The following is a 25,924-nucleotide window of genomic DNA, read 5'->3' as shown; positions in this document are numbered from 1 at the left end:
TACCGGCACTTGCGTGGCATTGCAGAGAAGATTCTTCAGGAACCTGCCCGCGTGAAGAAAAAGGCTACCGGCCCTTCTCCCCTCATCGGTACGGCGTTGTCCGTGCTTCTGCTGTTTACCTGAACCCTAGCTGTCTACCTGCCAAAAAAACGACTTTTTCATCTGCGTTTCATATTCGTTGAACATTTTTGCGCTTAATCTTGGCGGCACGACTTGAGAACGAACCGTACTTTGCAGGTTAACTCGTTGATTCCGCTTTACCTTTGAGCATTTTAGTCTTTACTCACGTAAGCCATGGAAGAACCACTGTGACCTGTCAGGACTGTCGAATGAATGCCACAAATCAACGCTATCTTTGATCGGATGCCCGGCATCCGAGGCTGACGATAACTGCTGTCTTTACGCTCCAAGTTGCTCTAACCCCCGAGGTAATGAATCTTTGAAACCCTATCCAATTCATTGCGTGTCGATCGTTATCCCGGTCTACAACGAACAAGAAAGCCTGCCTGAACTGCTGCGCCGCACCATGGCGGCCTGCAAACAACTGGCTTACGAATACGAAATCATCCTGGTGGACGACGGCAGCCGCGACAACTCCGCGCAATTGCTGGAAGACGCCGCCGCGCTCGAAGGCAGCAATGTGGTGGCGGTGATCCTCAACCGCAACTACGGCCAGCACGCCGCGATCATGGCCGGCTTCGAGCATTGCCGGGGCGACGTGGTGATCACCCTGGACGCCGACCTGCAAAACCCGCCGGAAGAAATCCCGCGTCTGGTCGAACAGGCCGCCCTGGGCTACGACGTGGTTGCCACCGTACGCAACAACCGCCAGGACTCGGCCTTCCGCCGCTGGCCGTCGCGCCTGATCAACCTCGCCGTGCAACGCTCCACCGGCGTGGCCATGAGCGACTACGGCTGCATGCTGCGTGCTTATCGCCGCACCATCGTCGACGCCATGCTGGCCTGCCGCGAGCGCAGCACCTTTATCCCGATCCTGGCCAACAGTTTTGCGCGCCACACCACGGAAATCCTGGTGCATCACGCCGAGCGTGAACACGGCGAGTCCAAATACAGCCCGATGCGCCTGATCAGCCTGATGTTCGACCTGCTGACCTGCATGACCACCACGCCATTGCGCCTGTTGAGCATCGTCGGTTTCAGCCTGGCGGCCCTGGGCATGCTCTTCGCCTTTGCACTGATCGTGCTGCGTCTCGCTTTCGGCTCCGGCTGGGCTGGCGACGGCATGTTCGTGCTGTTCGCCGTATTGTTCGTGTTCACCGGTGGCCAGTTCATCGGCATGGGCCTCCTGGGTGAATACCTGGGCCGCATGTACAGCGATGTGCGGGCCCGCCCACGGTTCTTTATCGAAAAAGTGCTGCGCAACCAACCGGCAGCACCGGCCGAGACCTTTACGGTCGACGGCCTGACGTCCTCCCACACCTCTACTTCTCCTTCCGATCAGGTTTCGTCATGAATTCAAAAGCTGTTGTCTTCGCTTACCACGATATTGGCTGTGCTGGCATTGAAGCCCTGCTCAATGCGGGTTACGAAATTGCTGCCGTGTTCACCCATGCCGATGATCCCAAGGAAAACAATTTCTACGGTTCCGTCGCCCAACTGTGCGCCCGCAACGGTATCCCGGTGCACGCCCCGGAAGACGCCAACCACCCGCTGTGGATCGAGCGCATCGCCAAGCTGAACCCGGACTACATCTTCTCGTTCTACTACCGCAACCTGCTGAGCGAAGCCCTGCTGGCCACCGCCAAGAAAGGCGCGTTCAACCTGCACGGCTCCCTGCTGCCTAAATACCGTGGCCGCGCACCGGCCAACTGGGTGCTGGTGAACGGCGAAACCGAAACCGGCGTGACCCTGCACCGCATGGTCAAGCGTGCCGATGCCGGCGCGATCCTGGCCCAGCAGAAAGTCGTGATCGAGCGCACCGACACCGGCCTGACCCTGCACGCCAAACTGCGTGACGCCGCCACCAACCTGCTGCGCGATGCCCTGCCGCAACTGGCGCAAGGCAAGCTGACCGAAACCGCCCAGGACGAAAGCAAGGCCACCTACTTCGGTCGTCGCACCGCAGCGGACGGCAAGCTGGATTGGAAAAAACCGGCTGAAGAGCTGTTCAACCTGGTTCGCGCCGTTACCCAACCATACCCGGGTGCCTTCTGCGCCGTGGGCGAGCACAAACTGATCGTCTGGAACGCCGAAGTCGTCAAGGGCAACGAAGGCCTGGCGCCAGGCCGCGTGATCAGCGTCAACCCGCTGCGCATCGCCTGCGGTGAAGACTCCCTGGTGGTCAAGTTCGGCCAGCGCAACGAAAACGGCCTGTACCTGGTCGGCCCGTCCCTGGCTGATGAACTGGGCCTGGTGGACGGTTCCGTACTGCGCGGCGCCGAGTCCGGCCGCAAGCCCCGTCGTACCCGCGTGCTGATCCTGGGTGTGAACGGTTTCATCGGTAACCACCTGTCCGAGCGCCTGCTGCGTGACGACCGTTACGAAATCTACGGCCTGGACATCGGCTCCGACGCCATCGAGCGCCTGCGCAGCCACCCGAATTTCCACTATGTGGAAGGCGACATCAGCATCCACTCCGAGTGGATCGAGTACCACATCAAGAAGTGCGACGTGGTCCTGCCGCTGGTGGCCATCGCCACCCCGATCGAATACACCCGCAACCCGCTGCGCGTATTTGAACTGGACTTCGAAGAGAACCTGAAACTGGTTCGCTACTGCGTGAAGTACAACAAGCGCGTGATCTTCCCGTCGACCTCCGAAGTGTATGGCATGTGCCAGGACCAGTACTTCGACGAAGACACCTCCAACCTGGTGGTGGGCCCGGTCAACAAGCAGCGCTGGATCTACTCGGTCTCCAAGCAACTGCTGGACCGCGTGATCTGGGCCTACGGCGACAAAGGCCTGAAGTTCACCCTGTTCCGTCCATTCAACTGGATGGGCCCGCGCCTCGACCGCCTGGACTCGGCCCGTATCGGCAGCTCCCGCGCCATCACCCAGCTGATCCTGAACCTGGTGGAAGGCACGCCGATCCGTCTGTTCGACGGTGGCGAGCAGAAGCGTTGCTTCACTGACATCGCCGACGGCATCGAAGCCCTGGCCCGCATCATCGATAACGACAACGACAACTGCAACGGTCAGATCATCAACATCGGCAACCCGGAAAACGAAGCCAGCATCCGTCAGTTGGGCGAAGAACTGCTGCGTCAGTTCGAAGCTCACCCGCTGCGCAGCAACTTCCCTCCGTTCGCCGGTTTCCGCGACGTAGAGAGCAAGGCGTTCTACGGCACCGGTTACCAGGACGTGGCGCACCGCAAGCCAAGCATCGACAACGCCAAGCGCCTGCTGAACTGGGAGCCTACCGTGGAGATGAGCGAAACCATCGGCAACACCCTGGATTTCTTCCTGCGTGAAGCCATGCTCGAAATCGCGGACAAGCGCTGATGCAAGCGGGTCTACGCATCGACGTCGACACCTACCGAGGCACCCGCGAAGGGGTGCCAAGGTTGTTGGAGTCGCTCGACGAAGCCGGGGTCAAGGCGACCTTCTTCTTCAGCGTCGGGCCGGACAACATGGGGCGCCACTTGTGGCGCCTGATCCGCCCGCAGTTCCTGTGGAAGATGCTGCGCTCCAACGCTGCCGGTTTGTACGGCTGGGACATTTTGCTGGCCGGCACCGCGTGGCCGGGCAAACCCATCGGTCGCGACCTGGGGCACCTGATGCGCCAGGCCAAGGCCGCGGGGCATGAAGTCGGGCTGCACGCCTGGGATCATCACGGCTGGCAAGCCAACACCGGGCGCTGGAGCGATGCACAGCTGATCGAGCAGATTCGCCGTGGCGTCGACACCTTGAGCGACATCCTCGGTGAACCCATCGACTGCTCAGCCGCCGCGGGCTGGCGTGCCGATGAGCGCGTGGTGCAAGCCAAGCAACAGTTCAACTTCCGCTACAACAGCGATTGCCGTGGTACCAGCCTGTTCCGGCCGACCCTGGCGGATGGCAGTGCCGGCACGCCACAAATTCCGGTGGACATGCCGACCTTCGACGAAGTCGTGGGCCCGGTGGTGGCCGCCAAGGATTTCAATAGCTACATCCTCGACCGCTTCAAGCCGTCGAAGCTCAACGTCTATACGATCCACGCAGAAGTAGAAGGGATTCTGATGGCCAATGATTTTCGCCAGTTGCTCGCCCAGGCAGGGCAGCGCGGCATCGCGTTCAAACCGTTGGGCGACCTGTTGCCCGCCGACCTCACCACCCTGCCCCAGCAACAGCTGGTGCGTGGTGCGTTGAGCGGCCGTGAAGGCTGGCTCGGAGTGCAAAAGGCATGATCCGGCGCTGGGCCCTGCCCCTGCTCCTGCTGGCCTTCGGGGTGTTCTACCTGATCCCGTTGGCCACCCACGGGCTGTGGATTCCCGACGAAACCCGCTATGCACAGATCAGCCAGGAAATGCTGCTGACCGGCAAATGGGCCTCGCCACACTTCATGGGGATTCGCTACTTCGAGAAACCGGCGGCCGGTTACTGGATGATCGCGCTGGGCCAGGCGATTTTCGGGCAGAACCTGTTCGGCGTGCGTTTTGCCTCGGCCTTGAGCACCGGCTTGAGCATCCTGCTGGTGTATTTCGTGGCCCGGCGTTTGTGGAACGACCCGCGCAAGAGCCTGGTCAGCGCCGTGCTGTACATGAGTTTTGTCAGCGTCGCGTTCCTTGCGGGCTATGCCAACCTCGACCCGCAGTTCACCTTCTGGGTCAACCTGACCGGGGCGGCGCTGTGGTTCTGCTTCGACAGCACCACCACCCGCGGCCGGCTGTGGTCGTGGGCCTTGCTCGGGTTCGCCTGCGGCATGGGGTTCATGACCAAGGGTTTCCTTGCCTGGTTGCTGCCGGTGCTGATCGCCCTGCCCTACGTGCTCTGGCAAAAACGCATTCGTGAACTGCTCACCTATGGCTTGGTGGCCGTGGTGGTGGCGATTGTCGTGAGCCTGCCCTGGGCGCTGATGGTGCATGCCCAGGAACCGGACTACTGGAATTTCTTCTTCTGGCACGAGCACATCCAGCGCTTTGCCGGCGACGACGCCCAGCACTCCGAGCCCTTCTGGTATTACCTGCCGCTGATGGTTGCGTTCACCCTGCCGTGGATGGCGTTGCTGCCGTCCACCGTGAAGCAGGCATGGCTGGAAAAACGCAACAGCAAGGTCGCCTTCCTGCTGCTGTGGCTACTGATGCCGCTGGCGTTCCTCAGCCTGGCCAAGGGCAAGCTGCCGTCGTACATCATGCCGTGCCTGCTGCCACTGGCGCTGCTGATGGGGCATACCCTCGCCGACAAACTGGCCCAGGCCCGTGGCCGCGTACTGCGCATCAACGGCTGGGTGAATCTGGTCATTGGCATATTGGCGTTGCTGGCCCTGACCTGGTTCCAGCTGAAAAAACCGGTGTACGAGCACGGCCAGGAAACACTCAGCCTGGTGCTGGTGTTCGTCTTCCTGTTCGGCTGGATCATCGCCAACCTGCTGCAAGCCGCCCGCCCGTTGCACATGTGGGCCGCACCGGTGATCGGCAGCTGGTTGCTGGTGGCGCTGGTGCCGGCCGCGTTGCCGCACTCGGTGGTTTATAACAAGACCCCCGACCAGTTCATCATCGACCACCTCCAGGAGCTGCAGCCGACCACTGCGTTGCTGAGCAACGACCTCGGCGCCGCATCGGCCTTGTCATGGCGCCTGCAGCGTCCTGAAGTGATGCTCTACAACACCGTTGGCGAAGTGAAATACGGCATCGCCTTCCCGGACACCGCTTATCGCAAGATCGATGCCGCCAGCGTCCAGCAATGGATGAGCGAGGCGCGCAAGCAAGGCTCGGTGGGCGTGGTGATGCGGGTCAAGGGTGACGACGAACGCCAGGAAGTGGACCTGCTGCCCAAAGACGGCAAGCGTTACGAGCAGGGCAATATCGTGATTCTGATCTTCCCGCAGAGCGCGCCATGACCACTCTGCTGCTGTTGTTAGGTGCCTGCCTGCTGACCTGCATGGGCCAGGTGTCCCAGAAGTTTGCCGTGGAAGGCTGGCGTGACCAGCCCGACGGTTGGGCCCTGAAGCTGCGCTCGCCGTGGCTGTGGTCGGCGCTGGTGTGCCTGGGCGTGGGTTTGCTGGTGTGGCTGCTGGTGCTGCAACGCCTGGAAGTCGGCATCGCCTACCCGATGCTGAGCCTCAACTTTGTATTGGTCACCCTGGTGGCGCGCTTTGTGTTCCATGAACACATCGATGGTCGCCACTGGTTCGGCGTGCTGCTGGTGATTGCCGGTGTGGTGCTGCTGGGGCGCCAGGTATGAGTCGCGCTCGCGGTTTTACCCTGGCCCTGGGCAGCGTGGCACTGGTCAGCGGTGCCCAGTTGGGCATGCGCTGGAGCATGACGCGCCTGCCATTGCCCACCGAATGGCTGACAGCACTCAACACGGGTGCCATCGACCTCGGCGCACTGGGCGTGGTGATCCTGGCGATCATCGCCTATGCCCTGTCGATGCTCTGCTGGCTTGGCGCACTGAAAGACCTGCCGCTGGGCCGTGCCTACTCGCTGCTCAGCATCAGCTACGCATTGGTCTACCTGCTGGCCGCCAGCCTGCCGGTGTTCAACGAACATTTTTCGCTTTCAAAAACTGCGGGAGTGGCCTTGGTCATCCTCGGAGTCCTGACTATCAACTCTCGTCGTGCTAGCACCACAAGTCCCAGGAATGCCCCATGAAAATCAGTGTATTTGGTAGCGGTTACGTCGGTCTCGTACAGGCCACCGTGTTGGCCGAAGTCGGCCACGATGTCATCTGCATGGACGTTGACGAGAAAAAGGTCAAGTTGCTGCAACAGGGCCATGTGAGCATTTTCGAGCCGGGCCTGGCGGCCATGGTCAAGGAAAACCTCGAAGGCGGACGCCTGACGTTTACCTATGACGAAAAACTCGCGGTCGAACACGGCGAAGTGCTGTTCATCGCCGTGGGTACCCCTTCGGACGAAGACGGCTCGGCCGACCTGAAATACGTGCTGTCCGTGGGCGATGCAGTGGCTCGCCACCGTATCGACCCGGTGATCCTCGTGGAAAAATCCACCGTACCCGTAGGCACCGGCGACACCTTGCGTGCGCACATGGAAAAAGCCCTGCGCATTGCCGGCCGCCACCTGGAGTTCGATATCGTCTCCAACCCGGAATTCCTCAAGGAAGGCTCGGCCGTTGCCGACTGCCGCCGCCCGGACCGGATCGTCATCGGCTGCGAACGTGAGGAAGTGCGCGAGGTGATGCGTGAGTTGTATGCACCGTTCAACCGCAACCACGACCGCATCATCTTCATGGACCTGCGCAGCGCCGAACTGACCAAGTACGCCGCCAACTGCATGCTGGCCACCAAGATCAGCTTTATCAACCAGATCGCCGAACTGGCCGAACACCTGGGCGCCGACATCGAAGCCGTGCGCCTGGGCATTGGTGCCGACTCGCGTATCGGCTACCACTTCATCTACCCAGGTTGCGGTTATGGCGGCTCTTGTTTCCCCAAGGACATGCGCGCCCTGATCCACAGCGCCAAGGCCGCCAACTGCTCCAGCGACCTGCTGGAAGCCGTGGAAGCCATCAACCAGCGCCAGAAGAGCAAGCTGTTCGAACGTGCCAATGCATTCTTCAAGGGCGACCTGCGCGGCAAGACCTTCGCCTTGTGGGGCCTGGCGTTCAAGCCCAACACCGACGACATGCGCGATGCGCCAAGCCGGGTGCTGATGGAAGCCTTGTGGGCGGCCGGCGCCAATGTACGTGCGTTTGACCCGGAAGCCATGCAGGAAACCCAGCGCATCTACGGTGATGACCCGCGCCTGATGCTGATGGGCACCCCGGAATCCACCCTGAGTGGCTCTGACGCCTTGATCATCTGCACCGAATGGCAACAGTTCAAGGCACCGGACTTCGACCTGATCCAGCAACGCCTGAAAACCCCGGTGATCTTCGACGGCCGCAACCTGTACGACGGCGAACGCCTGGCACGCAAAGGCATCCAGTACTTCCCGATGGGCCGTGGCGATTCCTGCAACTTGCCGATCCCCCAGCAAAACTGGGCGCCTCAGGCCGAGGAAGCCTGAGACGTGGACAAAGCTCATCCGCCCCTGCTCAGCCCGACGATCCGCCGACACTCATGGGTGCTAGGGCTGCTGGCACTGGTCCTGTTTATCGCAGGCAACTGGAACCAGGCAATCATCGGCTTTGATTCGCGCTTCGTGCTGTTCGCCCAGGAGATGCTGCGCCATGGGCCGGGGTTCTTCCCGACGACGTACGGGCAACCTTATGCCGATTACCTGGCCACCTCGACGCTGCTGACCTGGCTGCTGTCCCTGCCCCTGGGGCAGGTCACCAGCCTGACGGCCTGGCTGCCCACGGCCATCGCTTCGGCGCTGCTCGTGGTGCTGGTCTACCGGCTGACGGCGCCCTACTCCCGGCGCTGGGCGCTGCTGAGCATCGCGGTGATGCTGCTCAGCAGCACCTTCATCAGCGAAACCCGCGCGGTGTCCCTCGACCAGATGTTGGCTGCCGTGGCCCTGGCGGTGTTTTACCTGGGTTATGCCCATGACCACTTCGGCGCCGCCAAGCGCCTGCACTGGCTATTTGCGCTGCTGATCCTGGGGTTTGCAATCCGTGGACCGATTGGCCTGGTCATTCCCACCGGCATGCTGTGCAGCTATTACCTGATCAACCGGCAATGGCGCCAGCTGTTCAGTTTCGGCCTGCTCGCGTTGGCGTTACTGGCGGCGTGCGTGGGCCTGCTGTTGCTGCTGGCCAAGCTCAGTGGCGGTGAAACGTTCATGCAGGACGTAATCCGCATGCAGTTCCTGGGTCGCATGGATGGCACCGAAGGCTCCGGCAGCGCGCTGTATTATTTCAGCAGTTCGCTGGGCAACTACGCACCGGCGTATCCGCTGGCAATACTCGCGCTGGTTGCGATTGTCGCCGGTGGCCGGGAGGACAAGGGCACGGCGCTGAAGCTGGTGTTGTACTGCCTCGCTGCAGGCTTGATCGTGATGATCGGCTTGTCTGTGCCCCAAGCAAAAAAAGCGCGCTATGTACTGCCGATGCTGCCCCTGGCAGCAATCATCGCCGCGTATCCGTTCCAGGTGTCGCGAGGCAGACTGTTCGCCGGGCTGCGCTGGCTGATGCTGGGGTTGTGGACGGTCATTCCGGGGCTGCTGATCGCAGGCTTGTTCGTGGCGCGTCACCGCTTCCCCGAGCAGATTGGCAGCCTCAATCCGGTGTTCGGGATCCTGATCGCGATCCAGGTGCTGGCACTGGGCTTGCTGTTCAACCGGCGGCTTCGCTACGTGGGCCCGGCCTTCGCCGCGGTATTGGCGGTGTGGCTGGCGTATATCGTGATGGTCGAGCCGCTGGAGCGCCGGTTGTATGACACGCGCACCTTTACCCTCCAGGCCCATGCGCTGACCCAGCAACAACCGGCGCCGCTGGTATTGCACGCACTCGGCAAGGACGCAAAAGCCATCAAGTTCATGGTCAACCTCGATTGCGACCGGGTGCCGTTGTTTACCCAGTTGCCTGCCGACCTGGCGCCGATCCAGGCTCCTGCATGGCTGATCATGAGCCAGTCGGACTATGAAGCGTTGAGCGACCCGCGTTTTCGTTCACTGCAGCCGGTACTGACCGGCCAGTTCGACAAGAACCCCTACGTACTGCTGCATTTGATCAAACCCGCACAACCTTGATACAGGGCGCGGGATAAGCGGAACCAACCGCTTATCCCGCGCCAGTACATTCAGTAGTTATAAATCCAAGTGTATGTAAGAAACTTCTTTGCCCCTTCAACTTCGAAACTTTTAGCGTAGCAACTATCGAGAAACATCCTACGCATCTATACGCTGCTACCGATAAGACGCCCTCTTCCCGCCCCTAGCCCTCGACTGTAGACTCGCCTGCCAAGCGAGTTAATTATTTAATACCTTTTAACTATTTTCAGAAGTTCCAAAGGTGCGGTGTAAGGCATTCCTGTTACTTTCGAAAGAAACTCGACGAACGTAGCAGCAAGCCATCAATCAAGACATGCCCCGCTTAAACGAACAGTCGAAATAACAATAAAGACCTTTTAAACAGCATTCAGCGCTGCCGTTTATTTCATTTAGAGGAATGTTTTGTGTCCGACCGTCGATTGCCCGACCCCTCAACCTCTGACGCTGTCGCGCCTTTGTCCCGCGACAGAGTCAATGCGGGTTACATCCCGCTGCCAAAACTGGATCGGCTGATGGAACTGCGTGATGCACTGGTGGTGCTCAAGGGGCCATTGGCCAACAATCCATCGCTGCGGGAAAATGTACAAAACCTGCTGATCAACGAGGAAACCGATGACCGTGTGCTGGGCAAGATCAGCAACCCCATGCCACCGCCAACCCGCCTGATACCGTTTGGCTGACACGTTTTACTGCAAAAACACTGCACTTGACCTGCATTAATATGCATTGGCAGCAGTCTTCATCGATTGGCACACTGCGCAGGTTCCTCCCCCAAATGCAGGAACTTCTTTAAAGGGCTTTTCCGGGAAACCAGGCAAGCCTTTTTTTTCGCCCGCTTTTCACGGATCGTCTGTCAATGCTCGCTCGCTGGTTACCCGCTGCCATCAATACCCGCCCTGCCGAATGGAGTCGTGCCGCCATCGGCATGGCCCTGGGCACACTGTTAAGCGTCTGGCTGTGCACCCAGGTGTTCGGCACCGAGGTGGCCCTGCACCTGATAGGCCCGCTGGGAGCCTCGGCGGTGCTGCTGTTTGCCGTATCCTCCGGCGCGCTGGCCCAGCCCTGGTCGATCATCGGCAGCTACCTGTGTGCCGGGATTGTTGCGCTGCTGGTGGCCCGGGTATTGGGCCGAACGCTGGGCAGCGCATGCCTGGCTGCCGGGATGACCGTGATCCTGATCTGCTGGCTGCGCTGCCTGCATCCACCGGCGGGCGGCCTGGCCATGAGCCTGGTGCTGGCTGACCCTGCCTCGATTGCCATGGGCTGGCACGAACTTGCCGCAGTCATGCTGGGAGCCACAGCCTTGTTGGCCTGCGCGCTGGCCTACAACAACGCCACGCGCACGCGTTACCCCAAGGGCACCCGCGAACCGGCTGCGCCGATCTTTATGCCAATCGCCACCGAAAACCCCGGGATCAGCGCCGAGGACCTCAAGCAGGCCCTCGCCGAGCGCGAGCAGTTCCTGGACGTTACCCCGCAGGAGCTGGAAGAGCTGATCCAGGCCAGCGAGCGGTATGCCCGGCGGCGCACCATCGGCGCGGTTTTCCAGCACCAGGGCCAGCCTCCTCCATAAGGCAAAAATGCAAAAACGACCTGCATGATTCCGACTTGTACTGGGCAAATTTGCACTGGTACGATCGCGAGATGGTTCGCCCGCGAACATCTTGATAAAGAACAATAAAAGCAGGGAGTTAGAGATGACTGCTCAGGTTTCATCCGAGGCAAGCAGCGCCGGGATTGTGCAAGACGAGGTCCTGGCGCACGTACGCAACCATATTGGCCACCTGACCCTCAATCGCCCCACAGGCCTTAACGCCCTCACCCTGGACATGGTCCGCAGCCTCAGCCGGCATTTGCAGGCGTGGGCGGACGATCCCCAGGTGCATGCCGTGGTGTTGCGCGGTGCCGGTGAAAAAGCCTTCTGCGCCGGCGGCGACATTCGCTCGCTGTACGACAGCTTCAAGAGCGGCGACACCCTCCATGAAGACTTCTTCGTCGAGGAATACGCCCTCGACCTCGCCATTCATAACTATCGCAAACCGGTCCTGGCACTGATGGACGGCTTCGTCCTTGGCGGTGGCATGGGCCTGGTGCAAGGCGCCGACCTGCGGGTGGTCACCGACCGCAGCCGCCTGGCAATGCCCGAGGTGGCCATCGGGTATTTCCCTGACGTGGGCGGCAGCTATTTCCTGCCGCGCATTTCCGGGGAACTGGGGATCTACCTCGGGGTGACCGGCGTGCAGATTCGCGCCGCCGACGCCCTGTATTGCGGCCTGGCGGACTGGTACCTCGACAGCACCCGGCTCGCCGACCTCGACCAGCGCCTGGACCGCCTGGAATGGCACGATTCTCCCCTCAAGGACCTGCAAGGCCTGCTGGCCAGCCTCGCGGTGCAACAATTGCCCGACGCCCCTCTGGCGGCGCTACGCCCAGCCATCGATCACTTCTTTGCCTTGCCGGACGTGCCGAGCATCGTTGAGCAATTGCAGCAAGTCACCGTCGCCGACAGCCATGACTGGGCATTGACCACCGCCAGCCTGATGCAGACGCGCTCCCCCCTGGCCATGGCCGTGACCCTGCAGATGCTGCGTGGCGGGCGCCACCTGCCGCTGGAGCAGTGCTTTGCCCTGGAACTGCACCTGGACCGCCAATGGTTTGCCCGTGGCGACCTGATCGAAGGCGTCCGCGCCCTGCTGATCGACAAGGACAAAACCCCTCGCTGGAACCCTCCAACCCTGCAGGCGTTGGAGGCTGATCATGTCGAAAGCTTCTTCCGCGACTTCGACAAGAACGGGAACTAAATCATGCAAGATATTGAATTTACAGAAGAACAAGTGATGATCCGCGACATGGCGCGGGACTTTGCCCGTGGCGAAATCGCCCCCCACGCCCAGGCTTGGGAAAAGGCCGGCTGGATCGACGATGCCCTGGTCGCCAAGATGGGCGAGTTGGGTTTGCTGGGCATGGTGGTGCCTGAAGAATGGGGCGGCACCTACGTCGACTACGTGGCCTACGCCCTGGCAGTGGAAGAGATTTCCGCTGGCGACGGCGCTACCGGTGCACTGATGAGTATCCATAATTCAGTGGGTTGCGGGCCAATCCTCAACTACGGCTCACAAGCACAAAAGGAAACCTGGCTGGCGGAACTGGCCAGCGGCCATGCCATCGGTTGCTTCTGCCTTACCGAACCCCAGGCCGGTTCCGAAGCGCACAACCTGCGCACCCGTGCCGAACTGCGGGACGGCCAGTGGGTGATCAACGGCGCCAAGCAGTTTGTCAGCAACGGCAAGCGCGCCAAGCTGGCGATCGTGTTTGCAGTGACCGACCCGGAGCTGGGCAAGAAAGGCATCTCGGCGTTCCTGGTGCCGACCAACACCCCGGGCTTCGTGGTGGACCGTACCGAACACAAGATGGGCATTCGTGCCTCCGACACCTGTGCCGTCACCCTCAACCAGTGCACCGTACCGGAAGCCAACCTGCTGGGTGAACGCGGCAAGGGCCTGGCCATCGCCCTGTCCAACCTCGAAGGCGGACGCATCGGGATTGCCGCCCAGGCGCTGGGTATCGCCCGTGCCGCCTTTGAGGCCGCGCTGGCCTATGCCCGTGACCGGGTGCAGTTCGACAAGGCGATCATCGAGCACCAGAGCGTGGCCAACTTGCTGGCCGACATGCAAACCCGCCTGAATGCGGCGCGCCTGCTGATCCTGCATGCCGCCCGATTGCGCAGTGCGGGCAAGCCATGCCTGTCGGAGGCCTCCCAGGCCAAGCTGTTTGCCTCGGAAATGGCCGAGAAGGTTTGCTCTTCAGCCATGCAGATTCATGGGGGTTATGGCTATCTGGAGGACTACCCGGTGGAGCGTTACTACCGGGATGCGCGGATTACCCAGATTTACGAGGGCACCAGCGAGATTCAGCGGATGGTGATTGCCAGAGAGTTGAAAAACTACCAGCTGTAACAGGTATTTCGCAGAACCAATGTGGGAGCGGGCTTGCTCGCGAAGGCGGTGGATCAGTCGATACATCGGGTGACTGTAATACCGCCTTCGCGAGCAAGCCCTCTCCCACATTTTTTGATCTTCAGCGTTTCAGGACAGTGTTTACTTGTCCTTGAACTCCGGCGCACGCTTGGCCACAAACGCCGCCATGCCTTCCTTCTGATCCAGCGTGGCAAACGCCGCGTGGAACACCCGGCGCTCAAAGCGCACGCCTTCGGAAAGGCTCACTTCAAACGCACGGTTCACGCTTTCCTTGACCATCATGCTGATGGGCACCGACTTGCCAGCGATCAGGGTCGCGACCTTCAATGCTTCGTCCAACAGCTCATCCGCCGGCACGATGCGCGCGACGATCCCGCAGCGCTCGGCTTCCACCGCATCGATAAAGCGCCCGGTCAGGCACATTTCCATGGCTTTGGCCTTGCCCACGGCGCGGGTCAGGCGCTGGGTGCCGCCCATGCCCGGCAGCACGCCGAGGTTGATTTCCGGCTGGCCAAACTTGGCGTTGTCACCCGCCAGGATGAAGTCGCACATCAAGGCCAGTTCACAGCCGCCACCCAGGGCAAACCCGTTGACCGCCGCGATAATCGGCTTGCGGCGGTTGGCCACGCGATCGCTGTCGCTGAACAGGTCGTCGAGGTAGATCTGCGGGTAGGTCAGCTCGGCCATTTCCTTGATGTCGGCACCGGCGGCAAAGGCTTTTTTCGAGCCGGTTAGTACGATGCAGCCGATTTCCGGGTTGGCTTCCAGGCTGTCCAGCGCCTGGTTCAGCTCGCTGACCAGTTGCGCGTTCAGGGCGTTCAGCGCTTGCGGGCGATTGAGGGTGATCAGCCCGACCCGGCCCTGCACGTCCAGCAAAATGCTTTCGTAACTCATAGAGACTCCTCAGAGATTGCGTGAAATGACCATGCGTTGAATATCGCTGGTGCCTTCGTAAATCTGGCAGACCCGCACATCGCGGTAGATCCGCTCCAGGGGAAAGTCGCTCAGGTAACCGTAACCGCCGAGGGTTTGCAAGGCTGCCGAGCAGACCTTTTCGGCCATTTCCGAAGCAAACAGCTTGGCCATGGACGCTTCCACCAGCGCCGGCTTGCCGCTGTCACGCAGGGCGGCGGCGTAATGCACCATCTGCCGCGCCACGGCGATTTGCGTCGCCATGTCCGCCAGGCGGAAGGCCACGGCCTGGTGCTCGATGATCGGCTTGCCAAAGCTTTCCCGCTCGCGGGCGTAGTCCCGGGCCGCTTCAAATGCCGCCCGTGCCATGCCTACCGCTTGCGAAGCAATGCCGACACGCCCGCCTTCGAGGTTGGCCAGGGCGATCCGGTAGCCTTCGCCCTCCTCGCCCAAACGATTGGCCACCGGCACCTTCACATCCTCAAACAGGATCTGGCAGGTGTCGGAAGCATGCTGGCCGAGCTTGTCCTCGACCCGCGCGACGCTGTAGCCCGGCGAGTCGGTGGGCACGATAAAGGCGCTGATGCCGCGTTTGCCGGCAGCCGGATCGGTGACTGCAAACACAATCACGATCCCGGCGTTTTGCCCGGAGGTGATGAACTGCTTGCAGCCATTCAAGACGTAGTGATCGCCCTCCAGCCGGGCACGGGTTTTCAGGCCGCTGGCGTCGGAACCGGCCTGGGGCTCGGTCAAGGCAAACGCACCGAGCATCGCACCACTGGCCAGGGGCTTGAGGAACTGCTCGCGCTGTTGATCATTGCCGAACTTGAGGATCGGCACGCAGCCCACGGAGTTGTGCACGCTCATGATGGTCGAGCAGGCGCCGTCACCGGCAGCGATCTCTTCCAGGGCCATGGCGTAGGCCAGGTAGCCGGTATCACAGCCGCCCCATTGCTCCGGGACCAGCATGCCGAAAAAGCCCAGCTCGGCCATTTCACCAATGGCTTCCTTGGGAAAGCGATGCTCGCGGTCCCACTCGGCAGCGAACGGTTTAAGGCGTTCCTGGGCAAATTGCCGGGCGGCTTCGCTGATTTGCAGTTGTTCGTCATTCGGCAGCATAGGTGTTCCTTAGTACAGGCATTCAACGGCCATGGCCGTGGCTTCACCGCCGCCGATGCAGATCGCTGCAACGCCGCGCTTGAGGCCTTTCTGGCGCAGGGCCGAAAGCAGGGTCACCAGGATCCGCGCGCCGGACGCGCCAATCGGATGGCCCAGGGCACAGGCACCGCCGTGGATGTTGACCTTGCTGTGGGGAATCTCCAGCTTGCTCATGGTCACCAGGCTGACCACGGCAAAGGCTTCGTTGATTTCAAACAGGTCGACTTCGTCGAGGTTCCAGCCGGTCTTGCTCATCAGCTTGCGGATCGCCCCCACCGGCGCTACCGGGAACAGGCCAGGCTCATCGGCAAACGCCGCGTGGCCATGGATCACCGCCAGAGGCTTGAGCCCGCGCTTGTGCGCTTCGGACTGGCGCATCAGCAGCAGCGCCGCCGCACCGTCGGAAATCGAACTGGAGTTGGCTGCCGTCACCGTGCCGCCTTCACGGAAGGCCGGCTTCAGGGTGGCGATCTTGTCCAGCTTGGCTTTCGGCGGCTGTTCGTCGTGGATGATGGTTTTCTGTTCCTTGCCCACGGTGACCTGCACCGGGACGATTTCGGCGATGAAGTTGCCGTCGGTGATCGCCTGTTGCGCACGGGTCAGGGACGCAATCGCAAACGCGTCCTGGGCCTCGCGGGAAAAGCCGTTGTGCTCGGCGCAGTCCTCGGCAAAGGTGCCCATCAGGCGGCCCTTGTCGTAGGCGTCTTCGAGGCCGTCGAGGAACATGTGGTCGAGCACCCGGCCGTGGCCCATGCGATAGCCGCTGCGGGCGCGGTCCAGCAGGTACGGCGCGTTGGACATGCTCTCCATGCCACCGGCGATGACCACCTCCACGCTGCCTGCCAGCAACGCGTCATGGGCCAGGATCGTGGCTTCCATGCCCGAGCCGCACATCTTGTTGAGGGTGGTGCAGCGCGTGGACTTGTCCAGGCCAGCACCCAGCGCCGCCTGGCGTGCCGGCGCCTGGCCGAGGCCGGCGGGCAGCACGCAACCGAACAGCACTTCATCCACGGCATCGGAAGCGATACCGGCGCGTTCGACCGCTGCACGAATCGCCGCAGCGCCCAGTTGCGGAGCGGTGAGGCCTTTGAGATCGCCCTGGAACCCGCCCATCGGGGTGCGTACCGCGCTGACAATAACGATTGGATCAGTCATGAAAATCTCCTTATTTGGCTGCCATGCGCAAGGCCCCGTCGAGACGGATCACCTCGCCGTTGAGCATGCTGTTTTCAATGATATGCCGCACCAGCGCGGCGTACTCGCCCGGCTTGCCCAGGCGCGGCGGGAATGGCACGCCGGCGGCGAGGGATTCGCGCACTTGCGGCGTCATGCCCGCCATCATCGGAGTTTCGAAAATACCGGGGGCGATGGTCATCACCCGAATCCCGTAGCGCGCCAGTTCGCGGGCCGCCGGCAGGGTCAGGCTGGCAATCGCGCCCTTGGACGCGGCATAGGCCGCCTGGCCGATCTGGCCGTCAAACGCTGCCACTGAAGCGGTATTGATGATCACACCGCGCTCGCCATCGGCATTCGCCTCGGTTTCAGCGATAGCCGCTGCAGCCAGGCGCAGCAGGTTGAAACTGCCGATCAGGTTGACGTTGATCACCTGGGCGAAGTTGGCCAGCACGTGCGGGCCATTTTTGCCGAGGATTTTCTCGCCCCGCACCACACCGGCACAGTTGACCAACCCATGCAAACCGCCAAAGGCGGCGACGGTGGCCTGTACCGCCGCTTCGGCAGCGGCTTCCTGGCTGATATCGGCGACCGCGCTGCGGGCCTGCGCGCCGAGCTTTTGCGCCTGGGCGGCCACTGCGTCGGCGTTCAGGTCCACCAGCATCACCTTGGCTCCGGCCGCCACGAGCATCTCGGCGGTTGCCGCGCCGAGGCCTGAAGCGCCACCGCTGACCAGAAAAACCTTGTTCTCAATCTGCATCATTGTTTCCTTGAAGAATGGGTCACGCCGTGGCCGCCTGGGCCTTGGCAATTTCCTGATTACGCAAAATGAAGCGTTGCAGCTTGCCGCTCGGGGTCTTGGGCAGCTCGCTGACAAATTCGATTTCCCGCGGGTACGAGTGAGCGGCCAGGCGCTTGCGCACGTGCTGGCGCAGCTCTTCGGCCAGGGCCGGCTCGGCGCGGTACTGCTCGCTGAGCACCACAAACGCCTTGACGATCTCGGTGCGTTCCGGACATGGCTTGCCCACTACGGCGGCCTCCACCACGGCCGGATGCTCGATCAAGGCGCTCTCTACGTCGAACGGCCCCACGCGATAGCCGGAGGTGGTAATCACATCGTCGCTGCGCCCGACAAAGCTGATGCTGCCATCGGGGTTCAGCTCCACCGTATCGCCGCTGAGGTAGTACTTGCCGACGAAGGCCTTGGTCTTGACGCCGTCATAACCGGCAAACCAGCACATCGGCGATTGCTCGCGGTCGATGGCGAGGATGCCCGGTTGGCCGGCGGGCAACTCCTGATGGTTGTCGTCCAGCACCACAATGCGATGGCCCGGCGAGGCAAAGCCCGCGGAGCCGACGTGCACCGGATGCTCCAGGCCATGGTGATTGCACAGCACCATGCCCAACTCGGTCTGGCCGTAGTGGTCGTGGATGGTCACGCCGAGGTTATCGGCGAACCAGCGGATCACTTCCGGGTTCAGCGGCTCGCCGGCACTGCTGACAATACGCAGCTTGCCCTTGATCGACTTGGCGAACTGCTCACCCCCGGCGATCAGCAGGCGGTAGGCGGTGGGCGAACCGGTGAGGTTGGTAATCCCGTATTTGTTGATGACACGGCACGTGCTTTCGAGGGTGAACGGGCCATCGTAGAAGGTGATCGGGTGGCCCATGGACAAGGGGCCGGTCACGCCGAAATAGATGCCGTAGGCCCAGCCCGGGTCGGCGACGTTCCAGAATGCGTCTTCGGGGCGCAGGTCGACGGCGTCGCGGGTGTAGCTCTGGAACGCAACGATTGCCTTGAGCGGCACGGCCAGGGCTTTCGACGGGCCGGTGGTGCCTGAGGTGAACATCAGCAGGAACGGATCGTCGGCGCCCAGCAATACGGGTTCGCAGAGGTTGGAATAGTTGGGCAACTCGGCCCAGAAGCTGAAGTCGCCGCGCACGATGCCTTCGCCGTTGGGGCCGGCGACGGTGACGATGGTCGGGCAGTCGGCCACTTCCGTCAGTTTGGGACGGTTTACTGCATCGGTCACCACCAGCGCGGCGCCGGAGCTGTTCAGGCGGTGTTCGATGGCCTTGGGGCCGAAGGCGGTGAACAGCGGCTGATAGACCGCGCCGATGCGCCAGGTGGCGAGGACGACCACCAGCAGCTCGGCGGTGCGTGGCAGGAGGCCTGCCACCTTGTCGCCGCGATTGACGCCCTGGGCCAGGAGGAAGTTGGCGAAGCGTGCGGCCTGGTCTTGCAGTTGGGTGAAGGTGGACGTGGCGCTGCGGCCGTCCTTGCCCTCCCAGAACAGTGCGATGCGGCCAGGTAATGCGTGGCGGTCGCAGCATTCGACGCAGGCGTTGAGGGCCTGCAGGTTGCCCGACAAGGCAGCGTCGACGGTGTGTTGGTAGTTGAACTGGGTGGTGGCAGCCGAGTAATCACGCATCGCTTCAAATCCCTGTGTGTTTTTTATTTTCAGGATGGGTACGTAGACCGGTGAAATAGTCGCTCTAGAGCGGTGGGTGGGCAATGGTCAAAGCTTTCAACTTGGTTGACTGGTTTGGCCAATGGGGGGCGCTGTTTGGTGTGTGTGTATATCCGTTTTTTGGGTGATGGCTTGTATTGGTTCCGCTCTCACAGCGGCTCACTTTTGAACAGCGCAAAAGTAAGCAAAACGCTCTTGCCCCACCACTCGGCACCTCGCCTAGGCTCGGTGTGCCCTCACTCCGGCTTTGGACCGTGGGCCGCCGTCATGGGCCATCCTTGGCCCAGGACGGCTAACCCGGCGTCCTGCCGGGTTACCCACGCTCCAAAGCCTGCGTTCGGCCAGCGTGGTTTAACGGGGCGCCTAAGATCAAGATCAAGATCAAAAGCAAGAGCACAGCGGCCTMCCGGCCGGCTTGAGTGTTTARAAGCCAAATCAAAAGCTAAAGCGGGCACGGTCCAAATGTGGGAGCGGGCTTGCTCGCGAAGGTCGTTAACGATGACGCKGGCATTCTGGATGAACGCGGCGCCCTCAGGTTTTTCGCGAGCAAGCCCGCTCCCACAGAAAAGCAGATCTGCTTTCGCTCTGGTCACCGAAAAAACGGATATGTACTTAATCCCGATAGACCCCACCAATCACCCGGTCAGCCCAAGCAATTGGACGCAACGCAAACATGCTTCTAACCTGACAGCCTGCGCCACCCAAGAAGCCCGCCCATGATCGTCCGTCCCAAACCCAACCTGCTCGGCATCCTGTTCTCCCTCAAGGGCTCGATCGCCAAACGCATTGCGCTGCGCAGCCTGCTGGTCACCCTCCTGGCCTCAGTCATCGTGCTGGTAGAAACCCTGCACCCGGCCTACTTTTCCAAGGTCAACGCCACACCCTTCACACTGCTGGGGCTGTCACTGTCCATCTTCATGAGTTTTCGCAACAACGCCTGCTACGACCGCTGGTGGGAAGGCCGCAAACAACTGGGCCAGATGATCATCGAGATCCGCTCACTGATCCGCGAAACCCAGGTCCTCAACCCTGCCGAACGCAAACACGTCCTGCGCAGCCTGTGCGGTTTCGCCCATGGCCTGATCGCCCGCCTGCGCCTGGAAGACGAAAGCCAGGCGATCAAACCGTGGGCCAACCCAGAACCCGGCCACCCGAACCTGCCCGACAGCATCCTGCAAGACCTCGGCGCCCGCTGCTCGAACCTCGCCGAACAGGGCCACATCAGCGACTGGCGCTACACCCAACTGGAAACCCGGCTGTACGGCCTGAGCCAGGTCCAGGCCTCCTGCGAGCGGATCAAACACACCCCGCTGCCCTTCCCCTACACCTTGCTGCTGCACCGCACCATCTACCTGTTCTGCATCCTGCTGCCCTTCGCCATGGCCGAGCCGCTGGGCTGGCTGACCCCACTGTTCACCGCCATCGTCAGCTACACCTTCTTCGGCCTGGACGAAATCGGCGACGACCTCGAAGACCCGTTCGGCTTCGACGAAAACGACCTGCCCTGCAACGCCATCGTGCGCACCCTGGAGCGCGAGATTCTCGCCGCCCTCGGCGAAACCACGCTGCCGCCGGCCCTTGAGCCGATTGAGTTCGTGCTGACGTGATGCGGGTTTGACACTCGCGATAACCTGACCGAAGCTGATGGCTTTGCACTAGCTGCCCAGCTTTCGGACGCCTGCATGTCAAAGTCACGCCGTTACTCCATCGTCGGCCTGTGCGCCCTGTTGTTTATTGTGCTGATCACCTGGTATTTCACCCGCACCACGCCGGTGGTCGTGCCCCCGGCCATCGCCCATGGTTACGCCAAGGCCTTGAAACAGGCGCACAACGGTGAACCCGGCGCTGCACGGGTGCTGTATCAACAGTTGAGCCGCCCGGACCTCTCCGATGTGCGCCGCGCCGCCCTGCATGCCGAACTGCCCAACTACCCCAGCCCCCAGGCCCTGAAGCTGGCGGACAAGGACCTGGCCAACGACGCGCCAATGGTGCGCGAGGCGGCGATTCACAGCATTGTCGGCCTGGTGCCCAGCGGCCAGCGCACGCTGTTGCTCGGGCCACTGCTGGATGACCCCGAGCAAAGCGTCAGGTTTGCCGCGGCCAATGCCTTGCTCGGGCTGTCCCCGGATACCCTGGGCCTGTACTTCGGCCCGTTGCAGCAAGTGCTCGACGAATACGTAAAGCTGCTCAAGGGCCAACCCGAAAGCCCCGAAGGCTGGATCCAGCTGGCACGCCTGTACATTCACAGCGCGCTGTTGCCCGACGCACAAAACGCCCTGGAGCAGGCGATGCGCCTGCAACCGGACAACCTGCAAGCCGTGGTCGCGCAAATTGAACTGCTGGACAAGCAGGGCAAGGTCGACGAGTCCCGCCAACTCCTGGCCAAACAGTTGCAGGCGCACCCCGATTCGGCTTACCTGCAACATGCCCTGGGCATGTGGCTGCTGCACCATGGCGAGCGCGCCTTTGCCCTGCTCAGCCTGTCCCGGGCGGTGGAGCTCGAACCGAACAATCAGGATTACCGCTACGACCTGGCCACCACCCTGCACGCCCAGCAGGAGCTGGAGGCCGCCCAGCGCCAGCTGGAAGAAATCATCCAGCGCAACCCGGCCAATCGCAAAGCCAGGGTGCTGCTGGTCAATTACTGGAAGGAAACCGGCCAGTTGCAGAATGTGCAGGTGCTGCTGGCACAGCTTGAACAGCAGAATCCGGACGACCCGGCGCTGCAACAGGGCCTGTAAAAGCGGTATTTGATACAAAACGTTGAACCGCCACACGGCGGCAAGGTCAAGTAAATATGGCGCGCCCCAGACGGCGCTGCCGACTACTTATTTGTGACCCGAGGGCACTTCTTGTCTACATCCAAAGAGCTGTTCACAGCAAAGGCGGCCACCGGTATTCAAGGTCTGGACGACATTCTTGCCGGAGGGCTTTCCCGTAGCCATTTGTTCCTGCTGGAAGGTGAACCCGGCACCGGTAAAACCACCGTGGCCCTGCATTTCCTCCAGGCCGGCGCAAAAAACGGCGAACGATCGCTGTACATCACCCTGTCGGAAACCGAGCGCGAGTTGCGCCAGGGTGCCAAGTCCCATGGTTGGGACCTGGACGAACACATTCACATCTTTGAACTGACTCCCCCCGAAAGCCTGCTCAATGCCGAGCACCAGCAAAGCCTCCTGTATTCCTCGGACCTTGAGCTGGGCGAAGCCACCCGGCAGATCTTCGAAGTGGTGGAACGGGTCAAACCTACCCGCGTCGTGATCGACAGCCTTTCGGAAATCCGCCTGCTGGCGCAAAGCTCCCTGCGCTATCGCCGGCAGATCCTGGCGATCAAGCACTACTTCGTGCGCTACGACGCCACCGTGCTGCTGCTGGACGACCTGACCACCGAGTCCCTCGACAAGACCGTACACAGCGTGGCCCACGGCGTGATTCGTCTCGAAGAACTGACCCCCAACTACGGTGCCGAGCGCCGCCGCGTGCGGATCGTGAAGTACCGTGGCCAGAAATACCGCGGCGGTTTTCACGACTTCACCATCATGGAAGACGGCGTACATGTGTTCCCGCGCCTGGTGGCAGCCGAGCACCGTGGCGGCTACAACCGCCAGACCCTCACCAGCGGCATCCGCGAGATGGACGCCCTGTTGGGCGGCGGGATCGAGACCGGTTCCAGCACCTTGATCCTGGGCCCGGCCGGTACCGGCAAATCGCTGATCTCGATGATCTTCGCCGCAGCGGCAGTCGCCCGTGGCGAAAAAGCCGCGCTGTTCATTTTTGATGAAGAGCTGGGCCTGCTCTTCGAGCGCATGCGCAACATGGGCATCGACCTGGACGCCCTGCAAGCCACCGGCAATCTGCTGATCGAACAAGTGGACGCCGCCGAGTTGTCTCCCGGCGAGTTCTCCCACCGGGTGCGGCGTTGCGTGGACGAGCGCGGGATCAAGACCGTGGTGATCGACAGCGTCAACGGCTACCAGGCCGCGATGCCGGAAGAGAACGCGCTGATCCTGCACATGCACGAGCTGCTGCTGTACCTCAACCGCCGTGGCGCCGCGACCTTCATGACCGTCGCCCAACACGGCCTGGTGGGTGACATGCAGGCGCCAGTGGACATCACTTATCTGGCCGACACCGTCATCCTGCTGCGCTACTTCGAAGCCCTCGGCAAAGTCCGCCGGGCTATCTCGATCATCAAGAAACGCACCGGCAGCCATGAATCGACGATTCGCGAATACCGTATCGGCAGCAAGGGCATGACCATCGGTGAACCTCTGGATACGTTCCAGGGTGTGTTGTGCGGCGTGCCGACGTACATGGGTACCGGTAACCCGCTGCTCAAGGATGAAAGTTCATGAGTGGAGCGTCGGCCATTTCCGAACGGGCGATCATCCTGGCGCCCTTGGGCCGCGACAGCTCCCTGGCATTGATGATGCTCAATGAGGCCGGTTTCAGCGGCATCATCGCCAACCATTTGCAGATGCTCTGCGAAGAGCTGGAGCGCGGCGCCGGGCTGCTGATCGTTGCCGCTGAAGCCATGCGCGGTATAGACCTGGAGCCGCTGCTCACGCACCTTCATCAACAACCGGCGTGGTCAGACCTGCCGATTGTGCTGATGACGCACCATGGCGGCAGCGAACAGAACGGTTCCTCGCACTTGAGCAAGTTACTGGGCAACGTGACGTTCCTCGAGCGGCCCTTCCATCCGATCACCTTGATCAGTCTCGTAACCACGGCGCTGCGCGGGCGCCGCCGGCAGTACGAGGCCCGCGACCGTTTGATCGAACTGAGCCAGAGCGAGCAGCGCCTGCAACGCACCCTGGAAACCCTTGAGCAACAAGTGGAAGAACGCACGGCTCAACTGCGCAATAACGAAGAAGCGTTGCGCCAGTCACAGAAAATGGAAGCCGTCGGCCAATTGACCGGCGGCATCGCCCATGACTTCAACAACATGCTGACCGGGATTATCGGCAGTCTCGAACTGCTGCGAAGGCGCGTCGCCCGGGGCCGCACTGAAGACCTCGACAGCCTGATCGACCTGGGTGTCACTTCAGCCAACCGGGCGGCAGCCCTGACCCACCGCTTGCTGGCGTTTTCCCGTCGACAGTCATTGGATTCAAAACCAGTACAGATCAATCAATTGGTGAGTTCGATGGGTGAGCTGCTGCACCGCAGCCTCAACGAAAGCATCACCCTGGATATCCGCCTGACCGAACAGTTATGGACCGCCGAGGTCGACCCCAATCAACTGGAAAGCGCCCTGCTCAACCTGGCCATTAATGCCCGGGATGCAATGCCCAACGGCGGCAAACTGGTGGTGGAAACCACCAACCGCCACTTGGACAGTGTGTTTACCGCAGCCTACGGCACCCTCACCCCTGGCGACTATGTGGAACTGAGCGTCAGCGACACCGGCTGCGGCATGCCCGAGAGCGTGATCAGCCGCGCATTTGATCCGTTCTTCACCACCAAACCCATCGGCCAGGGCACCGGGCTGGGGTTGTCGATGATCTACGGGTTTGCGCGCCAATCCCACGGGCATGTGTCGATCCGCAGTGTGGTGGGCCAAGGCACCACCGTCAGCCTGTTCCTGCCGAGGTATGTCGGCGAGGTCATTGCAGATGAACCTCTCAACCCGGCATTGCTGCCGTTCGCCAATGCCGGCGAGACCGTGCTGATCGTCGAGGACGACCCGGCCGTGCGGGTGCTGGTCAGCGCCGTGCTGAGTGAACTGGGCTATGCCTTCGTCGAAGCCGGTGATGCCGACAGTGCCATGCCGATCATCGAGTCCAGCCAGCGCATTGACCTGCTGATCAGCGACGTTGGCCTGCCCGGCATGAACGGCCGGCAACTGGCGGAGATCGGCCGGCAGGTGCGGCCCGAGTTGAAGGTGTTGTTTATTACCGGCTATGCAGAGCATGCGGCTGTACGGGGCGGTTTTCTGGACCCGGGCATGCAGATGATCACCAAGCCGTTCACCTTTGATCTGTTGACGGCAAAGGTGAGGGAGATGATCAAGGCTTGAAGAGGGAGTGTGCTCCCTCTTCTCAAGACGTTAAGCCAACAGCCGCTGGATATGTTCCTGCAACGTATCCAGGTCAAACGGTTTGGCCAGGATCGGCGCATTGCGCGTGATCGGGCTGTCGCAGTCGAGAATCTCCTGCGGGTAACCGCTGATGAAGATCACTTTCAATTCCGGTCGCAGCTTGATCGCAGGCTCGGCGATCTGCACCCCGGAAATGCCGCCAGGCAGGCGGTAGTCGGTCACCATCAGGTCCAGGTGCGGCTTGGTGGCCAGGATTTCAAACGCCTGCTCACCGTCAATCGCCTTCAACACCCGATACCCCAGGCCCGCCAGGTACTCGCCCAACACAAACATAATCGATTCGTCATCTTCGACGATCAGTACAACATCTTGTGCATCTTCACTCATGGGAAGCCTTTGTCCGGTCAATTGCTGC

At 61.6% G+C, this 25,924-nt stretch carries 22 protein-coding genes; 16 read left to right on the top strand and 6 right to left on the bottom strand.

Annotation, left to right across the window (positions count from 1 at the left end):
* The first annotated feature begins 439 nt into the window (after positions 1-439).
* From arnC to JV201_RS14295, 12 genes are all read left to right on the top strand, one after another.
* Positions 440-1,474, top strand: a complete 1,035-nt coding sequence (gene arnC / locus JV201_RS14350; protein ID WP_008433430.1) for an undecaprenyl-phosphate 4-deoxy-4-formamido-L-arabinose transferase — start codon at positions 440-442, stop codon at positions 1,472-1,474.
* The gene (gene arnA, locus JV201_RS14345) at positions 1,471-3,462 is read left to right on the top strand and encodes a bifunctional UDP-4-amino-4-deoxy-L-arabinose formyltransferase/UDP-glucuronic acid oxidase ArnA (protein ID WP_219405556.1); all 1,992 of its coding nucleotides are present in this window, start codon (positions 1,471-1,473) and stop codon (positions 3,460-3,462) included. The genes arnC and arnA overlap by 4 nt, the downstream gene beginning before the upstream one ends.
* Positions 3,462-4,346 (top strand): 4-deoxy-4-formamido-L-arabinose-phosphoundecaprenol deformylase, encoded by an 885-nt coding sequence (arnD, locus tag JV201_RS14340; protein ID WP_023658828.1) that lies wholly within the window; start codon positions 3,462-3,464, stop codon positions 4,344-4,346. The genes arnA and arnD overlap by 1 nt, the downstream gene beginning before the upstream one ends.
* Positions 4,343-5,998 (top strand): lipid IV(A) 4-amino-4-deoxy-L-arabinosyltransferase, encoded by a 1,656-nt coding sequence (gene arnT, locus JV201_RS14335; RefSeq protein WP_219405555.1) that lies wholly within the window; start codon positions 4,343-4,345, stop codon positions 5,996-5,998. Before arnD ends, arnT begins: the two co-directional genes overlap by 4 nt.
* Positions 5,995-6,342, top strand: a complete 348-nt coding sequence (gene arnE / locus JV201_RS14330) for a 4-amino-4-deoxy-L-arabinose-phosphoundecaprenol flippase subunit ArnE (protein WP_219405554.1) — start codon at positions 5,995-5,997, stop codon at positions 6,340-6,342. The genes arnT and arnE overlap by 4 nt, the downstream gene beginning before the upstream one ends.
* Positions 6,339-6,752 (top strand): 4-amino-4-deoxy-L-arabinose-phosphoundecaprenol flippase subunit ArnF, encoded by a 414-nt coding sequence (gene arnF, locus JV201_RS14325; RefSeq protein WP_008433440.1) that lies wholly within the window; start codon positions 6,339-6,341, stop codon positions 6,750-6,752. Before arnE ends, arnF begins: the two co-directional genes overlap by 4 nt.
* Positions 6,749-8,128: a UDP-glucose/GDP-mannose dehydrogenase family protein gene (locus tag JV201_RS14320; protein ID WP_008433443.1), complete on the top strand. Its 1,380-nt coding sequence runs from the start codon at positions 6,749-6,751 to the stop codon at positions 8,126-8,128. Before arnF ends, JV201_RS14320 begins: the two co-directional genes overlap by 4 nt.
* A 3-nt stretch (positions 8,129-8,131) precedes the next feature.
* Positions 8,132-9,754 (top strand): glycosyltransferase family 39 protein, encoded by a 1,623-nt coding sequence (locus JV201_RS14315; protein WP_219407119.1) that lies wholly within the window; start codon positions 8,132-8,134, stop codon positions 9,752-9,754.
* A gap of 521 nt (positions 9,755-10,275) precedes the next feature.
* The gene (locus JV201_RS14310; protein ID WP_256344058.1) at positions 10,276-10,455 is read left to right on the top strand and encodes a type VI secretion system contractile sheath small subunit; all 180 of its coding nucleotides are present in this window, start codon (positions 10,276-10,278) and stop codon (positions 10,453-10,455) included.
* A 176-nt stretch (positions 10,456-10,631) separates the two neighbouring features.
* Positions 10,632-11,348, top strand: a complete 717-nt coding sequence (locus JV201_RS14305; RefSeq protein ID WP_219407118.1) for an HPP family protein — start codon at positions 10,632-10,634, stop codon at positions 11,346-11,348.
* 124 nt (positions 11,349-11,472) lie between these two features.
* Positions 11,473-12,576, top strand: coding sequence for an enoyl-CoA hydratase/isomerase family protein (locus JV201_RS14300; RefSeq protein ID WP_219407117.1), 1,104 nt, complete (start codon positions 11,473-11,475; stop codon positions 12,574-12,576).
* 3 nt (positions 12,577-12,579) lie between these two features.
* Positions 12,580-13,731 carry an acyl-CoA dehydrogenase family protein gene (locus tag JV201_RS14295; RefSeq protein WP_219407116.1) on the top strand — a complete coding sequence of 384 codons (1,152 nt, stop codon included), beginning with the start codon at positions 12,580-12,582 and terminating at the stop codon, positions 13,729-13,731.
* Between the two features lie 141 nt (positions 13,732-13,872).
* Here the strand turns inward: JV201_RS14295 and JV201_RS14290 are convergent, their stop codons facing one another.
* From JV201_RS14290 to JV201_RS14270, 5 genes are read right to left on the bottom strand one after another with little or no spacing between them, the layout of a single operon-like run.
* Entirely contained in the window at positions 13,873-14,646 is a 774-nt protein-coding gene (locus JV201_RS14290) for an enoyl-CoA hydratase (protein ID WP_003217608.1), read from the bottom strand.
* Between the two features lie 9 nt (positions 14,647-14,655).
* Positions 14,656-15,783, bottom strand: a complete 1,128-nt coding sequence (locus tag JV201_RS14285) for an acyl-CoA dehydrogenase (protein ID WP_008433455.1) — start codon at positions 15,781-15,783, stop codon at positions 14,656-14,658.
* A gap of 9 nt (positions 15,784-15,792) precedes the next feature.
* Positions 15,793-16,977: an acetyl-CoA C-acyltransferase gene (locus JV201_RS14280; RefSeq protein WP_087693007.1), complete on the bottom strand. Its 1,185-nt coding sequence runs from the start codon at positions 16,975-16,977 to the stop codon at positions 15,793-15,795.
* Positions 16,978-16,987: 10 nt separating this feature from the next.
* Positions 16,988-17,755 carry an SDR family NAD(P)-dependent oxidoreductase gene (locus tag JV201_RS14275; RefSeq protein ID WP_003217603.1) on the bottom strand — a complete coding sequence of 256 codons (768 nt, stop codon included), beginning with the start codon at positions 17,753-17,755 and terminating at the stop codon, positions 16,988-16,990.
* A 22-nt stretch (positions 17,756-17,777) separates the two neighbouring features.
* Positions 17,778-19,427 carry an AMP-binding protein gene (locus JV201_RS14270; protein ID WP_087693009.1) on the bottom strand — a complete coding sequence of 550 codons (1,650 nt, stop codon included), beginning with the start codon at positions 19,425-19,427 and terminating at the stop codon, positions 17,778-17,780.
* A gap of 755 nt (positions 19,428-20,182) precedes the next feature.
* Between JV201_RS14270 and JV201_RS14265 the strand changes: the two genes are divergently transcribed.
* The 4 genes from JV201_RS14265 (at position 20,183) to JV201_RS14250 (ending at position 25,488) form a co-directional block, all read left to right on the top strand.
* A complete protein-coding gene (locus tag JV201_RS14265) occupies positions 20,183-21,073 on the top strand; it encodes a bestrophin family protein (RefSeq protein ID WP_102369053.1) in 891 nt (296 codons plus the stop codon).
* Between the two features lie 75 nt (positions 21,074-21,148).
* Complete coding sequence (locus JV201_RS14260; RefSeq protein WP_003217597.1) at positions 21,149-22,207, top strand: lipopolysaccharide assembly protein LapB; 1,059 nt, start codon at positions 21,149-21,151, stop codon at positions 22,205-22,207.
* Between the two features lie 111 nt (positions 22,208-22,318).
* Positions 22,319-23,821 carry an ATPase domain-containing protein gene (locus tag JV201_RS14255; protein WP_219407115.1) on the top strand — a complete coding sequence of 501 codons (1,503 nt, stop codon included), beginning with the start codon at positions 22,319-22,321 and terminating at the stop codon, positions 23,819-23,821.
* Entirely contained in the window at positions 23,818-25,488 is a 1,671-nt protein-coding gene (locus tag JV201_RS14250) for a response regulator (protein WP_219407114.1), read from the top strand. The genes JV201_RS14255 and JV201_RS14250 overlap by 4 nt, the downstream gene beginning before the upstream one ends.
* 30 nt (positions 25,489-25,518) lie before the next feature.
* On the opposite strand, the gene JV201_RS14245 is transcribed toward JV201_RS14250, so the two are convergent.
* Complete coding sequence (locus JV201_RS14245) at positions 25,519-25,896, bottom strand: response regulator (protein WP_219407113.1); 378 nt, start codon at positions 25,894-25,896, stop codon at positions 25,519-25,521.
* Positions 25,897-25,924 lie beyond the last annotated feature (28 nt).

Source organism: Pseudomonas sp. Colony2 (assembly GCF_019382755.1).
Taxonomy (GTDB): Bacteria; Pseudomonadota; Gammaproteobacteria; order Pseudomonadales; family Pseudomonadaceae; genus Aquipseudomonas.
The sequence above is the reverse complement of the archived record's forward strand: the minus strand, read 5'-3'. Positions and strand labels throughout refer to the sequence as shown.